This is a genomic window from Cytobacillus sp. FSL K6-0129, assembly GCF_038007625.1.
Taxonomy (GTDB): domain Bacteria; phylum Bacillota; class Bacilli; order Bacillales; family Cytobacillaceae; genus Cytobacillus; species Cytobacillus kochii.
On the sequence record NZ_JBBOXM010000001.1, the window covers coordinates 2,278,515 to 2,293,078 of the forward strand.

The window sequence follows — 14,564 nt, forward strand, 5'->3', positions numbered from 1 at the left end:
GAGTCATACTGACAATAAACCGTCTGTTAAAACTATGCAATGAACGTGCCAACTTAAAAATTCCCTCTATTCTTATTCTTTTTTATATTCATGCACATTTTTTTCGCAAAAACCGTTCAGAAAAACTGTCACTTTTAAAACACTGCGGTTATTCTGTATGGATTTACGCACACTCTAAGAATATCCACTCAGTTCTTGTACGGATTACTTAACAGATTTACGGAATATCGAATCATTTATCTTTTTTGTTTTTGTGAGAATAGGGGTTACAGATAATGTGGATAAACATTGATATCCACACTACTCTTGGGATTTCTACTCTTTTGTGTGGACAAATCGTAATTTATTACCCGCATTTCTTCTGGATTTTCCACTCTTTTGTGTGGGCAAACTCCAATTGCCCACACTCCTTCGAGTTTTTCCGTCTTTTTGTGTGGATAATTAACAATCATCATCTACAGTTGTACCGTTTTGGGTATCATACAAAAAAAATCCTACCAAACACTATAACAAGTATTTGGTAGAATCCCGTTCTAAACCTTGCTTACTCTTCTAGCAAATGATATTTGTTCATTTTTTCATACAATGTCGTACGGCTAATGCCGAGACGTTTGGCTGCTTCTGTTTTCTTGCCACCAACTGCTGTTAGACATTGAATAATGGTTTGTTTTTCTGTTTCTTCCATGACTTCTGCTAATGTACGTGTAGGTATTACTGTTTCTTGTAATTTAATATTTGTCGACAAGTGCTTCGGTTCAATAAAACAATTGAGATCAACCATATTCATCGCGCGCTCGATTACATTTTCAAGTTCTCGAATATTGCCTGGCCAATGGTAGTTTTTCAAGATATGGAGCGCCTTTTCGTCAATCCCCTTGACTGGTTTTGCCATCATTGTTGCGTATTTTTCTGTAAAATAATGAGACAGTCGTGAAACATCTTCTTTTCTATCTTTTAAAGAAGGAATGGTTATTTCCATCACCTTTAAGCGATAGTAAAGATCCAATCGGAATTCTCCTTTATTAACCATATCCTCTAGATTACGGTTAGTTGCTGCAATAATACGAACATCAATGGCTTTACTATTAGTTGAACCGACTCGTTCAACTTCTTTTTCTTGTAACACGCGTAATAACTTCACTTGCATATGAATGGGCAGCTCACCTATTTCATCTAAAAAAATTGTGCCTCCATCTGCTGTTTCAAACTTTCCTGCTTTGCCGCCTTTTCTTGCACCTGTAAACGCTCCCTCTTCATAGCCGAATAGTTCGGATTCAATTAATTCAGCTGGGATAGCAGCACAATTCACTTTTACAAACAGCCCCATTCCCCTACTGCTTGCCTGATGAATCGCATGTGCAAATAATTCCTTGCCTGTCCCGCTCTCACCTAAGAGCAACACATTAGAATCATTTTCGGCCACTTTGACTGCTTGCGCTTTTACTTGTTTAAAAGCAGGAGATTCACCAATTAAATGATGAAAAGAGTATGATGCTTTATTACTTTCTCTAAAATCACCCTTATATTTCTTCAACTCTTTTTCTAATGAGTGCAATCGTTTAAATAATGCGGAAAACTGACCAACATTTTTAAATAGGAGCTTTCCAACCGCACCTACTACTTTTCCATTTTTAAAAATAGGCGAACGAGTAGCAATCATATAGCCACCATTTACTTTCTGTAAAGAGGCTGCTTCTTGCTTACCTGTTTTTACAACGATATGCATTCTCGTATTTTCGATCACTTCTGTAACATGCTTACCTATTGAGCTTTTCTGATCGACCTTCAAAAATTCCGCATATGCTTGCGTCAACAGAACGACATAGCCTTTTGCATCAACAAGCACTAAGCCGTCATAAGCATATTCTAGAATGTCTTCTATTAGCATCTCATTCTCTTGCTGTCCTTGGCCGGTAGGTAGCAAATCTGCAATAGCTTCATTTGAAAGTGCACAAAGATACATATAGGCAGCGCCATTTATACCTTCTAACCGTTCACCCTTAATTAATAGCTCTTTTTTATTTATTTTCATCTTAACGATTGTACTGAGAAGGAAGTCTTGTTGGAGAAGATGAGTCATTTCATTTTCATCGTCATCCATCATCCACAACAATCTTTGATTACAAAACAGTATCTCCTTTTGATGATTAAGTATCATCACCCCTAACGGCAGCTCATCTATGATTTTGTTAAATAACTGTTCATTCTGGATGGCATGACTGTTTTGCATCTTAGATCTCTCCTTACAATCTACTTTTTACAATCTGATAATTTTCATTATTATATCATAGCCAGGCAAAAGAAATTTTTTAATCACATAAAAGGTGTAGAACTTTTTGTCGTTCTACACCTACGCATTATTTTTTCATTTTTGCTAAGCGAATAAAGGAACGGTCTCTTTCTAATAGTTTATTAGAGACCATCTCACCTTCATATTGGAAAATCCCTTCACCTGTCTTTACACCAAGCTTCTTCTCGGCTACTAAGTCAGAGATAATGGCTGGCGCTTCCTTTGTGTCATTTAATTCTGAAGCAACGTTATTAAATACTCTTTCCCAAGTATCTAATCCCCCGAAGTCAGCAATCTCAATCGGCCCTGTAAATGCCCAGCGGAAACCTGGCCCTGCGGTAATAGCCGTATCTATATCTTCAGCTGTTGCCACGCCTTCAGCCAATAATGAAAAAGCTTCTCTCATTAAGGCTGTTTGTAATCGATTAGCAATAAAGCCAGACTTTTCTTTTTGTAAAATAACAGGTGCTTTGCCGATTTCTTTCATAATGTTTCTCACTTCTTCAACAATTGCATCCGAAGTCTGTTCATGTTTAATAATTTCTACTAAGGGAACTAGATGTGCTGGGTTAAAGAAATGCATGATCACCATTTGATCAGCAAACGTGCACTTCTCCATTAATCTCGTAATAGGAAAAGTTGATGTATTTGAGGCAACGATCGCTGTTGGTTGCTTCATTTCTTCCAACTGTTTATATAAATCCCACTTCCATTCAATCACTTCTGGTATTGCTTCAATAATTAAATCTGCTTCTTGAACTGCTTGAGATAAGTTAGCAACATATCGAATAGCATTCAAGCTTGTATCCGCTTCCTTTTCTAATAACACTTCCTCTTCAACAAGTAATGCTACATCTGCAGCTACTCTTTTTTCTGCTTTATGTAATAATTCATCGTTTAAATCATTCAGTATTACGTCGTATCCTTTAGTTGCAAACGATATCGCAATACCAGTCCCCATTACACCTGAACCAATCACAGTAATATTTCTTATCATCGTTGTAACCTCCTTTAACTTTTCAAAAATTAAAAATGCAATTACTGTGCCAAAAATAAAATAATTGCGAAAACCGTGAATCTATGTTACGATTTTTCCAGTTTTAACTCCCCAACTCCCTATTACTGACTTTACACATCTTCATACTGGAATAAGCCACTAGATTGATATGGAGGAATGTCAAAATGGTATCTAATAAAGTGGCAATTATAACAGGTTCAGCACGAGGCATTGGTTATGAGATTGGCAAAATTTTTGCCGAAAACGGAGCCAAGGTCGTTCTTTCCGATATTAATGAAGAGGAAGTCAAAAATTCTGCGCAATCTCTTCAAGAAAAAGGGCTAGAAGTGTCTGGCCTGAAAGCTGATGTAACAAAAGAAGAAGACATTATCAGCTTGATTGAAGAAACAAAGAAAACACATGGAAGAATCGATATCTTTATTAATAATGCCGGTTTGCAACATGTGGCACCCATTGAAGATTTCCCTACTGAGAAATTTGAGCTGATGATTAAAATCATGCTTACAGCACCATTTATTTCACTCAAACACGTATTACCAATTATGAAAGAACAACAATTTGGTCGTATCTTAAATATTGCATCCATTAACGGATTAATTGGATTTGCCAACAAAGCAGCCTACAATAGTGCGAAACATGGTGTAATCGGCTTAACAAAAGTGGCCGCACTAGAGTCCGCAGCAGATGGCATTACAGTCAATGCCCTTTGCCCTGGTTATGTTGACACACCACTTGTGCAAAACCAATTACAAGACTTAGCAACAACAAGAAATGTGCCATTAGAAAATGTCCTTGAAGAAGTCATCTATCCACTCGTTCCACAAAAACGCTTACTACAAGTAAAAGAAATTGCTGACTATGCCATGTTCCTAGCCAGTGATTTAGCTGGAGGCGTAACAGGCCAGGCGATTGTGATGGATGGTGGGTATACGGCGCAATAAGTGACAAAAAGAGAAAACTAGAATCAAACTAAAAGAAGTGCTGTTCCTTAACAGTACTTCTTTTGATTATATTTACATCATTTTGAGTACTTTTTGTAAGCAACTTACTATCACGGCGATAAATAATACTATCCCACTATTAACAAGCAACATATAGCCTATTTGCAGACCATAAAAAACGGTAAACGGATCGCGGATTATAGAGATAGCTATTAAACTCCCCATACCACCAAATACAGGGGCAAATGCTAGAATAATGAGTGCTCCCTTGTATACACTTCTTTTTTTAAAAACTACAAATGCCCTGCTATATTGGCAATGGCAATAAAAACAATCATCAAAATTGAAAGAATCACCATTTATCCTCCTTAGTAAAATCGCTTATTTTAAATTCGTATTCACTAAGAAAGTTTCCACTTCCTCTGCAAACTGTTGCGGCATTTGTGTATTCAGTTCATGGCTACCATTATTTATGATTTGTAATTGCGCATGTGGGATCAAATTTGCCAATTCTTTTGCAGTAGGCATATTTATACGGTCTTTAGAACCAACCAATACTAAGGTCGGAATATTTATTTGATGCAATGAATGAGATAAATCATAACTTTCCATAGATTGATAAAGGGGAATAATTGTTGACTTTTCTATCCCTTGCTTCCTCCACACTTTTGTTGGTATGAGCTTAAATATATATTTTTGCAGCTGAAATATGCTTTTAATCTTCCATCCATTTACTAATGAGTATGGCGTTCCCGATAATACCATCCCTTTTAAATGAGGGTTCGTGATAAGGGATTGATGTAATGCAAAGCATCCTCCTAATGATAGTCCAATGATGATAAACGGACCATCTATTGTATGAAGCACATTAGTTAAAGATTTAGATAACTGATTGAAAGTAATAGATTCAGATGTTTTCACTAATTCATCTATAGAGATGAACCTAGCATCGTATCCGTCCCCCATAAACTTCTTAACCTTTATCCAACTATCATTGGTCTGGCCTAATCCATGCAAAAAAACTAGTTTCATCCGTTTCTCACCACCGATATTTAATTGTGCCCTGTAGCTTAGTTACTTTGTTTAGTGAATACAACGAGCTAAATTTCACCAACTCTTTTTCCTACTAAATATCCCGCGCATATCGCAAAGTTTTATATTCATCTTGCCCCTTGTTATACCAACCTTTCTGTTCATGTTGCAAAACGAAACCTTTTGCCTCATAAAAGGGAATGCCCATTCTATTTCCCTTTTGAACAGATACCCATTGTTCTTTTACACCGTAGATTTCTTTTTGTTGTTTCGTAATAGCATGTAATAGTTTTGTGCCGATACCTTCGTTTTTCCTAGCTGGATCAAGGTATAAAACAAATATTTCCCCGATTCCTTCACCAGTCAATCCACCGCCACCTGCACCAATAACACGCTCATTATCTACTGCTACAAAGTAACCTCCCCATTGTCGATTCTCGTTTCAACTTCTGCTGAAACTCTAGCAACATTGTAAAAATCACTGATCACACTCTCAATATATTCCTTCGTATATAAATCCTTATAGGTCGCCCGATATCCATTTGAACACACCTTAATAATCCCATTAATATGGGTTGAATTAGCTTGAATGATTTGTATCATATTTATCCCCTATTCATGGAAAAATCAGAATTTTATTACTCTAATTTTACCATAGAAAGAAGTGATGGATGGCAAGACTTGTTATCCTCAACAAAAAACCTACTGTCTTTTTCAGACAATAGGTTTTTCCTTCTCTTATGATTCATAAATAACTTCCCCACACTTACGTAAATCATAGCCGTATAGCTGTTCGATTTCCTTTTTATAACTTTGGGAATTAACCGTTTCTTTCAACAATTGTACAAGTTCTTCATTTTCTTTAAGAATGATAAGGTCATACTGCTCAGATATTAATGGAATAAAGTCAACATTGACCATTTTTGTTACATTTTCAATACCTATACCAATATCCGCCTGACCACTCGCGACAGCTGAAGCCACAGAGTAATGGCTTGTTAACACATGGTCATACCCATTAAGCTTGCTCGCATTGAATCCATGAACTCTAAGTTGTTCATCCAATAACACTCTTGCGCCAGAGCCAACTTCCCTATTCATGATGGTAACATCCGCACGCCCAAGATCTGCCCATCCTTGAATATGCAGAGGGTTTCCTTTTTGTACGTAGATACCTGCCGTACGGTAAACAAGATTCAGTTGGATAAACGGTTGACTGACAAGAATTTTCTTCACATAAGACGTATTATATTCTCCTGTATCACCATCAAACAAATGACAACTAACGACATTACATTCTCCACGATACATCGAAAATAAACTATTCAAGCTACCACTATACATTCTTAATGGCGGTTGTCCTTTTTCATTTTCTATATGTTTAGCTAGTATATCTAAAACAATATCTTGTCCACTTATAATCACATGACCATCATCAACTGAATGAACTTTCTCTTTTACTTCTTTCACAGCTTTATTCTTGGTGATACCTGTTTTACTCTTGGATTTGTATCGCTCCAAGTCGATGGCATCAATTCTCATTTGCCTCCCTACACGATAAGCAGGGAGTTGATCCTTTTTAATAAGATCATATACTGTTAACTTTGAAACCTTTAATAATTGTGAAACTTCTTCTATTGTATAAGATGCATCGTTCGTCAAAAGTATCACCTCCAGGATATTTCAAAAAGGATTCGTTTTTTGTTTATGTTTTTATTATAATTAATACTAACTAATTATAACTAATCAAAAGGTGGGCAAAATGGCACAATTAATCTTTGAACATATTTCTAAATCTTATCATTCAGGTGAACCGGTCATAAAAGATTTCCACTTTGAAACAAAAGAACAAGAGTTTATAGTCTTTGTTGGACCATCTGGTTGCGGAAAATCAACGATCCTAAAAATGATAGCCGGCTTAGAAAACATCACTTCCGGAAGATTAATAATTGATGGGAGAGAAATGAATAACGTCCCTACTAGAGAACGTAATCTATCAATGGTCTTTCAAAATTATGCGTTATATCCTCATATGACAGTATATCAAAATATCGCTTTCGGTTTAAAGATGAGGAAAGAAAAGAAAACTGATATTAAGAAAAAAGTGTTGAAAACCGCAGAGATTACTGGCTTAACAACTTTGTTAACAAGAAAACCGAAAGATCTATCGGGCGGACAAAGGCAGCGTGTAGCCCTTGCTAGGGCAATCGTTTGCGATAATCCCGTTTTTCTAATGGATGAACCACTCTCTAACCTTGATGCCAAGCTGCGTACACAAATGCGCAGAGAAATTACCCTTTTGCATAAAAGGCTAGCAACTACGACAATTTATGTCACTCATGATCAAACAGAGGCAATGACAATGGCTGATCGTATTATCGTATTAAAAGATGGAAGTATTCAACAAGTGGGTACACCACATGAAATTTATGAAACACCAGCAAATCTCTTTGTCGCCAGCTTTATTGGATCACCAGCTATCAATGTTTTAGAAGGAAAGGTCGAATCCAATGTCATTACAATTGACGGAATTCCGACTCATTTTTCACGTGAAAATTTAAAAAATACTAATGAGGCACTAATCGGTATTCGTCCGGAGCATTTAATCATTGATAAATATAATCCACTCTTGATTGCCACCGTTGAAGACTTAGAAACTCTTGGTGCAGATACAATTATTTATGCTAAATACAACCGCATTCATTTAACGATAAAAGCACCTGGATTGTTATCCTTCACTAAAGGTGACCGATTACCTTTGTCACTCGCTGGTAAGCATCTTCTCCTATTTGATAAAGAGTCAAAAAAAATAATCCTTTAGTATAAAAAAGTATTTTCTTTTATAATTAGTTATAATAAGATATAAAAAGATATAATTAATTAGAAGAAAGATGGAGATGATTCAACTTGTTAAAACATTTAAAGCTGATCTGTTTATTACTCTTAGTTACTTTATTTACCGTAGCATGTTCTTCAAATGAAGGAGAAACTGCCCTAAAAGAAACGAATAATAAAGAAAAAGAACCCGTAGAATTAACGATTTCTGCTGCTGCTAGTTTGCAAGATGCCATGTCAGAAATAGATGAAATGTATGCAGAACAACACCCTGAGACAAAACTCACATTCAATTTCGGTGGATCAGGTTCTCTCCAACAGCAAATATCCCAGGGGGCACCAGTTGACCTCTTCTTCTCAGCTGCAGAAGATAAATTCGATATTTTAGTAGAAGAAGGAAGTATTGCAAAAGAAGATGGTGTTGACCTATTAGGAAATAGCTTAGTGTTAATCACGCCAGCCGATGAAAAAAATCTAACAGGTTTTACAGATTTAACAAAAAAGGAAGTTGAACAAATTTCACTTGGCACACCTGAATCTGTCCCTGCTGGCGCTTACGGTGTCGAATCACTTAAAAATATGGGCTTATGGAACGAGCTAGAAGCTAAAACCGTTTACGCAAAAGATGTAAGACAAGTTCTTTCTTATGTAGAGACTGGCAACGTAAATGCAGGCATTGTTTATAAAACAGATGCACTCGTTTCTGATAAAGTTGAAATTATTGATACAGCAGATGCTGATACACATACACCTATTATTTACCCTGTTGGTATAGTAAAAGACACGAAAAATTACGATGCAGCGAAAGAATTCTATACCTTCTTACAATCTGATGAAGCATTAAAGGTCTTTGAGGAATATGGATTCACTGCTCAATAATATTACTAGTTCAACCTTTCTAAGTCCCATATGGATTTCATTAAAAATTGCCCTTCTCGCTGGAATAATCGTCGTTATAATTGGAACAATTGCTGGCTATTTTCTAGCAAGAAGGTCTTTTAAAGGCAAAGCAGTCGTCGAAACGATTTTAATGTTGCCAATGGTACTACCACCGACAGTCGTTGGCTTCTTATTAATTGTCATCTTTGGTAAAAATAGTTGGGCTGGTCAAGCTATAACTTGGCTATTCGACAGACCCATTATTTTCACTTGGTGGGCTGCAGTCCTTGCCGCCATCGTTGTCTCTTTCCCTTTAATGTATCAATCAGCTAAATCTGGCTTTCTCAGTATTGATCGTGATATCGAGGATGCAGCACGTGTGGATGGTGCAAGTGATTGGAAAGTATTTTGGCTAATATCTGTTCCATTAGCTTCTAAGGCGCTCATTTCTGGGGCTATTTTAAGCTTTGCCAGAGCACTAGGAGAATTTGGCGCAACATTGATGTTTGCAGGTAATATTCCTGGTGAAACACAAACGATTCCTATTGCTATCTATCTAGCCATCGATTCCGGACAAATGACCATGGCTTGGCTTTGGGTAGGGGCTATGATTATTATTTCATTTATCATCCTTTTAACGATTAGAGTAAAGGAATAAAAAATCGTAGAGATATCCACAAACTCTGCGATTTTTTTTGTTAAATCCATTGGCCTATTTATCTTATAATGAAAAAGTAGGAAGTTTCTCTTGCAGAAAAGGGAAAAAAGCGTTATCCTTTAATGAGAATGATAATCAATTGCGGAATTTAGGAGGGATCAAGATGGAACAGCATGAGTTATTTGATGTGACGGTTATTGGTGGAGGTCCAGCAGGCTTGTATTCTACTTTTTATAGTGGGTTACGTTCCATGAAGACCAAGATTATTGATTTTCAACCACAGCTTGGCGGAAAAATCCATGTGTACCCAGAGAAGATGATTTGGGACGTAGGTGGCCTAGCTCCTGTACCTGGTGAGAAACTAATCGAACAACTCGTTACTCAAGGCTTAACATTTGATCCCACTGTTGTATTAAATGAAAAAATTGTAAAAATCGACCAAGATGACAACCGTATTTTTCATCTACATACCGCATCAGGTCAAATACATTATTCCAAAACGGTCATTGTCGCTGTAGGTGGGGGTATTTTAAAACCACAGAAGCTTCAAATTGAAGGCGCGGAAAAATATGAGGTATCAAATCTTCACTATACAGTTAAATCCATTCAAAGCTTCCGTGATAAAACGGTTGTGATATCAGGCGGAGGAAACTCAGCTGTCGATTGGGCAAATGAACTTGTTCCTTATGCAAAAAAAGTTTATTTGACTTACCGTAAAGGTGAACTCAGTGGACATGAGGCACAAGTAGAACAACTTAAAAATAGCTCAGCTGAAGTCATTTTCCACTCTTCTATTACTAAGCTTGTTGCTGGTGATGGACAGGATCGTATTGAGCATGTGGAGTTAACTAATCATGAGTCGGATGAGGTATCAACCCTTGCGATAGATGATGTAATTATCAACCATGGATACGAAAGAGACTCAGCACTCCTCAATAATTGTGATATGCAAATTGACATGATTGATGATTTTTATATTGCTGGTAGTAGCAGAAGTGAATCATCTATCCCTGGGTTATATGCTGCAGGAGATATTCTGAAGCATGATGGTAAAGTTCATCTCATTGCCGGCGCCTTCCAAGACGCTGCCAATGCTGTTAACCATGCGAAGACATACATCGATCCAGAAGCCAATGGATTCGGAATGGTTTCTTCACATAACGAATTGTTTAGTGAGCGGAATAAAGAATTAAAGAAGAAAATCTATAAATAATTTCACGTTATAAATAGATCCTATATGGAGAAAGTGTAAAATATTTGCTTGCAGTAATGGTCAAAAGTATGGATACTTTTGACCATTTTTCTATATAGGCATGGCAGTTAGACAAATTGATTTAAGTACTACATTCTTTTATCTTAGTTCACATCCCCAAGATAGACAGGTGAATGATTATCGAGTATGTATTTTGTTAGCTCTTGCGGATAGATCCGAATTGTCTCAAGGCTTTTTATTGGTATCCACTCTATCCCCACTTGGTGATCATCTGCCAGAATAGCATCATTCTGATCTACCAGATGACAGGTGAAGAAGAATTCAACTTGATGTACATTCTTATGTTGCGATGAAAACTCATGATTTCTTCCTATGTATTCACGAATATAACGAAGGTTTCCTACTTTTATAATTGCTCCAGTTTCTTCTAAACACTCTCTTTTCACTGTTTCTTCAAGGGTTTCCCCGTGATTTTGCCCTCCTCCAGGAAAAACATAAAAAATGCCTAATTCATCAATACATTTAACTAATAACAAGCGGTCACCTTCTATCGTGATCGCTCTACTCGCATTTCTTATTTCCATCTATTCCCCACCTTTTTTTCTATTAGCACAGTGTAAATGCACAATAATACTGAAAACATTCATTTTTTATGGTACTATATAACCAGTTAATTATACCTATAAAATACAAGGAGCCTCTATGTCTAAACAATTAGGATTAAACTTAAAAGTAGAAAGATTAAAGAAGCATATGACGCAAAAGGAATTAAGTGAGCACATCGGCATTAGTGCACGTACGATTTCACGGTATGAATTGAATCAGGCAAATCCAAAGGAAAAAACATTAATGAAGTTTGCAGAATTTTTCGGTAAAACAATAGAACAACTGAAATAATATTCTCCTATTCAAGCAAAAAGGAGGCTTTACGCCTCCCCCTACTCTTTCACTTTCATTAAGCGCATACTATTTAAGGCTACAATTAAAGTAGCACCAATATCTGCTACAATTGCAATCCATAAAGTTAACCAACTTGGGACAACAAGTAGTAGAGCAATGAGTTTAATCGTAAGTGAGAAGGTAATATTTCCTTTTATAATTCTCATGGTTTTTCTACTTAACTTAATCGCAAATGGGAGCTTTGATAAATCGTCACCCATGAGAGCAATATCCGCCGTTTCTAAGGCAGCATCCGTACCTGCTCCTCCCATCGCAATTCCCACTTGTGCAGAAGCAAGAGCAGGGGCATCATTTACGCCATCACCGACCATTGCCACATGTCCTGACTCTTTTTGTAGTCTTTTTACCAGTGCCAATTTTTCTTCCGGTAATAATTCTGCATACACTTTCGATACCCCAGCTAATTCCCCGATTCTACTGGCTGCCTTATGATGGTCGCCGGTTAACATCACCGTTTGTTTCATCCCTAATTGGTGTAGCTTTTCTACTACTGCTTTGCTTATTTGACGGATTTCATCAGCAATGGCCATTGTCACGAGTATCCTTTTTGCTGTTCCAAAAACAATGACTGTTTTTCCTTCGCTTTGTTGTCTTCCAATCATTTCACCTATAGTATCAGGCATTACTTGTAATTGTGTAAAAAGTTGTGGGTTTCCAATATAATATTTTTCTCCATTTATCTTTGCCTGGACCCCTTTACCTGTTAATGAAGCAAAGTCTGTGACTTCGATGTCTTTATCTTTTAACCCTTTTTCATCTGCTAAATGAATAACAGCAGAAGCTAATGGATGTTGGGAAAGTTTTTCAATACTAGCAATCATTCGTAGCCATTCATCACTTTCTTTCTCATCATCATGGACATTAAAATCAGTAACTACCGGTTCTCCTCTTGTTAACGTCCCTGTTTTATCAAAAGCTACTGTTTGTATTTGCGACAACTCTTCTAAATAGATACCACCTTTAATGAGAACGCCGTGTCTAGCTGCATTACCGATTGCTGAAACGAGTGCAATTGGTGTCGAAATGACAAGGGCACAAGGACAACCTACAACCAAAACAGCTAATGCTTGGTAAACCCAAGATTCCCAGCTCCCATCTAAAAATAATGGCGGGATAATGGCAATGAGAACAGCTATTAACATAATAACTGGTGTGTAGTATCTCGCAAAACGATCGATGAAAGCTTGTGCAGGTGCTTTTTCACCCTGTGCTTCCTCTACTAAATGAATGATTTTGGCAATTGTCGTATCACCGACCAATTTCGTAATTTTCACTTCTAAATAACCGTCTTGATTCAATGTACCTGCAAATACTTCATCATCTATACCCTTTTCAACTGGAATGGACTCACCAGTAATCGATGCCTGATTGATGGATGATATACCTTTAACAATCATGCCATCCATGGCAATTTTTTGTCCTGGTTTTACTAACATAATATCGCCAACTAGAATTTCTTCAACAGACACAACCTGCTCTATACCGCTCCTTCTGATTATTGCCTTCTTCGGAGCAATTCTCATGAGCGAGCGAATAGACTGTCTGGCTTTTTCCATCGAATAACGCTCAAGTTCTTCACTTATAGCAAACAAAATGACAACAACAGCTACTTCTCCCCACTCGCCAATGATCGCCCCGCCAATGACGGCTACAGTCATTAATGTTTTCATATCAAAATCTAGCTTTATTAGATTCTTTACCCCTATTTTTAATAAATCTAAGCCACCAATAATTATTGAGAAGAGAAACATTGAAACCGTGAGATAATGGCTCTCTCCAAACCCAATCCAAGATAGATAGCCAAACAGAACAAACAAACTAGCAATAAGCACACGACTGTATTTTTTTATAAAAGAGGTGGGCTCCTTTTCATTTAATCCGATATGGGCATTCTCTTCGGCTACCTTTAGATTTTCAAAAGCGCCTGCTTGTTCTAACTCTGCAATCGATACCTCCCCCTGTACAGAGAGTTTACTTGCACCAAAATTCACATGGGCATCTTGTACACCAGACAAATTCTTTACATTTCTTTCAAACTTAGCAGCACAATTCGCACAGGAAAACCCTTCCACACGATAAGTCTTTTCATTTATTTTTTGTTCAGGAATGACTTTAAGTTTTTCAAACGCACCCGCTTTTTCAATGTCGCTAAGAGAGGCATTTCCTACAATTGAAAGTTTAGAAGCACCAAAATTCACATGGGCTTCTTTCACTCCAGATATGTTCTGTACGTTTTTCTCAAATTTCCCCGCACAATGAGCGCATGAAAATCCTTCAATCCGATAGTTCTGTTTAGCTTCACCTTCACTCATTGATTTGGCCACCCTTCTTGATGATGGATATAGGCAATCTGAATTAGTTGTTTGACATGATGATCATCTAAAGAATAATAAACAAGCTTTCCTTCTTTACGAAATTTCGCTAACCCAATATTTTTTAATAATCTTAAATGATGGGAGGCTGTTGCCATTGAACAATCAATGATTGTTGCAACATCACATACACAAAGTTCTTCTTCTATTGTGAGAGCATAAGCAATTTTTATACGTGTAGCATCAGATAAAGCTTTAAAGATTAGCTCAAGGCCTGTTATATCGCTCATTTCTTGTTTGACTCGACTAACCTTCTCTTCATCATTACAAATAACTTCACAAACCTCAGCATCTAGCTTAATCTTGGAAACCAAAATAAAAGCACCTCATTCAAACGAATATTTGATTATAACTTCAGTCTATGTA

At 36.9% G+C, this 14,564-nt stretch carries 15 protein-coding genes; 6 read left to right on the forward strand and 9 right to left on the reverse strand.

Features of this window, described 5'->3' with window-relative positions; all coding sequences use genetic code 11:
* Positions 1–544 precede the first annotated feature (544 nt).
* The gene (locus tag MHI57_RS11435; protein ID WP_322910473.1) at positions 545–2,230 is read right to left on the reverse strand and encodes a sigma-54 interaction domain-containing protein; all 1,686 of its coding nucleotides are present in this window, start codon (positions 2,228–2,230) and stop codon (positions 545–547) included.
* Positions 2,231–2,357: 127 nt separating this feature from the next.
* Positions 2,358–3,287, reverse strand: a complete 930-nt coding sequence (locus MHI57_RS11440) for a 3-hydroxyacyl-CoA dehydrogenase family protein (protein ID WP_322910472.1) — start codon at positions 3,285–3,287, stop codon at positions 2,358–2,360.
* 185 nt (positions 3,288–3,472) lie between these two features.
* Here MHI57_RS11440 and MHI57_RS11445 point away from each other — a divergent pair, with 185 nt between their 5' ends.
* The gene (locus tag MHI57_RS11445) at positions 3,473–4,249 is read left to right on the forward strand and encodes a 3-hydroxybutyrate dehydrogenase (RefSeq protein WP_095371951.1); all 777 of its coding nucleotides are present in this window, start codon (positions 3,473–3,475) and stop codon (positions 4,247–4,249) included.
* 381 nt (positions 4,250–4,630) lie between these two features.
* Here MHI57_RS11445 and MHI57_RS11450 read toward each other — a convergent pair whose 3' ends face one another.
* The 4 genes from MHI57_RS11450 to MHI57_RS11465 all read right to left on the reverse strand — a co-directional run bounded on the left by MHI57_RS11450 (position 4,631) and on the right by MHI57_RS11465 (position 6,943).
* Entirely contained in the window at positions 4,631–5,281 is a 651-nt protein-coding gene (locus MHI57_RS11450; RefSeq protein ID WP_307317734.1) for an alpha/beta fold hydrolase, read from the reverse strand.
* A gap of 94 nt (positions 5,282–5,375) precedes the next feature.
* Entirely contained in the window at positions 5,376–5,669 is a 294-nt protein-coding gene (locus tag MHI57_RS11455) for a GNAT family N-acetyltransferase (RefSeq protein ID WP_322910486.1), read from the reverse strand.
* A 20-nt stretch (positions 5,670–5,689) separates the two neighbouring features.
* Complete coding sequence (locus MHI57_RS11460; protein WP_322910471.1) at positions 5,690–5,884, reverse strand: hypothetical protein; 195 nt, start codon at positions 5,882–5,884, stop codon at positions 5,690–5,692.
* A gap of 135 nt (positions 5,885–6,019) precedes the next feature.
* Complete coding sequence (locus MHI57_RS11465; protein ID WP_095371948.1) at positions 6,020–6,943, reverse strand: helix-turn-helix transcriptional regulator; 924 nt, start codon at positions 6,941–6,943, stop codon at positions 6,020–6,022.
* Positions 6,944–7,043: 100 nt separating this feature from the next.
* Between MHI57_RS11465 and MHI57_RS11470 the strand changes: the two genes are divergently transcribed.
* The 4 genes from MHI57_RS11470 (at position 7,044) to MHI57_RS11485 (ending at position 10,866) form a co-directional block, all read left to right on the forward strand.
* On the forward strand, positions 7,044–8,102 hold the full coding sequence (locus MHI57_RS11470; RefSeq protein ID WP_095371947.1) for an ABC transporter ATP-binding protein: 1,059 nt from the start codon (positions 7,044–7,046) through the stop codon (positions 8,100–8,102).
* A gap of 86 nt (positions 8,103–8,188) precedes the next feature.
* Entirely contained in the window at positions 8,189–8,995 is an 807-nt protein-coding gene (modA, locus tag MHI57_RS11475; protein WP_095371946.1) for a molybdate ABC transporter substrate-binding protein, read from the forward strand.
* Complete coding sequence (modB, locus tag MHI57_RS11480; RefSeq protein WP_095371945.1) at positions 8,976–9,653, forward strand: molybdate ABC transporter permease subunit; 678 nt, start codon at positions 8,976–8,978, stop codon at positions 9,651–9,653. Before modA ends, modB begins: the two co-directional genes overlap by 20 nt.
* Positions 9,654–9,816: 163 nt before the next feature.
* Complete coding sequence (locus tag MHI57_RS11485; RefSeq protein ID WP_340976409.1) at positions 9,817–10,866, forward strand: NAD(P)/FAD-dependent oxidoreductase; 1,050 nt, start codon at positions 9,817–9,819, stop codon at positions 10,864–10,866.
* Between the two features lie 143 nt (positions 10,867–11,009).
* Here the strand turns inward: MHI57_RS11485 and MHI57_RS11490 are convergent, their stop codons facing one another.
* Positions 11,010–11,450 (reverse strand): NUDIX domain-containing protein, encoded by a 441-nt coding sequence (locus tag MHI57_RS11490; protein WP_095371943.1) that lies wholly within the window; start codon positions 11,448–11,450, stop codon positions 11,010–11,012.
* 118 nt (positions 11,451–11,568) lie between these two features.
* Between MHI57_RS11490 and MHI57_RS11495 the strand changes: the two genes are divergently transcribed.
* Positions 11,569–11,763 (forward strand): helix-turn-helix transcriptional regulator, encoded by a 195-nt coding sequence (locus MHI57_RS11495; RefSeq protein WP_095371942.1) that lies wholly within the window; start codon positions 11,569–11,571, stop codon positions 11,761–11,763.
* Between the two features lie 41 nt (positions 11,764–11,804).
* On the opposite strand, the gene MHI57_RS11500 is transcribed toward MHI57_RS11495, so the two are convergent.
* Complete coding sequence (locus MHI57_RS11500) at positions 11,805–14,138, reverse strand: heavy metal translocating P-type ATPase (protein ID WP_340976411.1); 2,334 nt, start codon at positions 14,136–14,138, stop codon at positions 11,805–11,807.
* On the reverse strand, positions 14,135–14,512 hold the full coding sequence (locus MHI57_RS11505) for an ArsR/SmtB family transcription factor (protein WP_445293198.1): 378 nt from the start codon (positions 14,510–14,512) through the stop codon (positions 14,135–14,137). Before MHI57_RS11505 ends, MHI57_RS11500 begins: the two co-directional genes overlap by 4 nt.
* Positions 14,513–14,564: the final 52 nt, after the last annotated feature.

Excerpts from the sequence above, each read along its gene's own strand:
- MHI57_RS11500 (WP_340976411.1), bottom strand. The coding sequence starts at position 14,138 with ATGAGTGAAGGTGAAGCTAAACAGAACTATCGGATTGAAGGATTTTCA.
- MHI57_RS11485 (WP_340976409.1), top strand. The coding sequence starts at position 9,817 with ATGGAACAGCATGAGTTATTTGATGTGACGGTTATTGGTGGAGGTCCA.
- MHI57_RS11495 (WP_095371942.1), top strand. The coding sequence starts at position 11,569 with ATGTCTAAACAATTAGGATTAAACTTAAAAGTAGAAAGATTAAAGAAG.
- MHI57_RS11460 (WP_322910471.1), bottom strand. The coding sequence starts at position 5,884 with ATGATACAAATCATTCAAGCTAATTCAACCCATATTAATGGGATTATT.
- MHI57_RS11490 (WP_095371943.1), bottom strand. The coding sequence starts at position 11,450 with ATGGAAATAAGAAATGCGAGTAGAGCGATCACGATAGAAGGTGACCGC.
- MHI57_RS11450 (WP_307317734.1), bottom strand. The coding sequence starts at position 5,281 with ATGAAACTAGTTTTTTTGCATGGATTAGGCCAGACCAATGATAGTTGG.
- MHI57_RS11445 (WP_095371951.1), top strand. The coding sequence starts at position 3,473 with ATGGTATCTAATAAAGTGGCAATTATAACAGGTTCAGCACGAGGCATT.
- MHI57_RS11470 (WP_095371947.1), top strand. The coding sequence starts at position 7,044 with ATGGCACAATTAATCTTTGAACATATTTCTAAATCTTATCATTCAGGT.
- MHI57_RS11440 (WP_322910472.1), bottom strand. The coding sequence starts at position 3,287 with ATGATAAGAAATATTACTGTGATTGGTTCAGGTGTAATGGGGACTGGT.
- modB (WP_095371945.1), top strand. The coding sequence starts at position 8,976 with ATGGATTCACTGCTCAATAATATTACTAGTTCAACCTTTCTAAGTCCC.
- MHI57_RS11435 (WP_322910473.1), bottom strand. The coding sequence starts at position 2,230 with ATGCAAAACAGTCATGCCATCCAGAATGAACAGTTATTTAACAAAATC.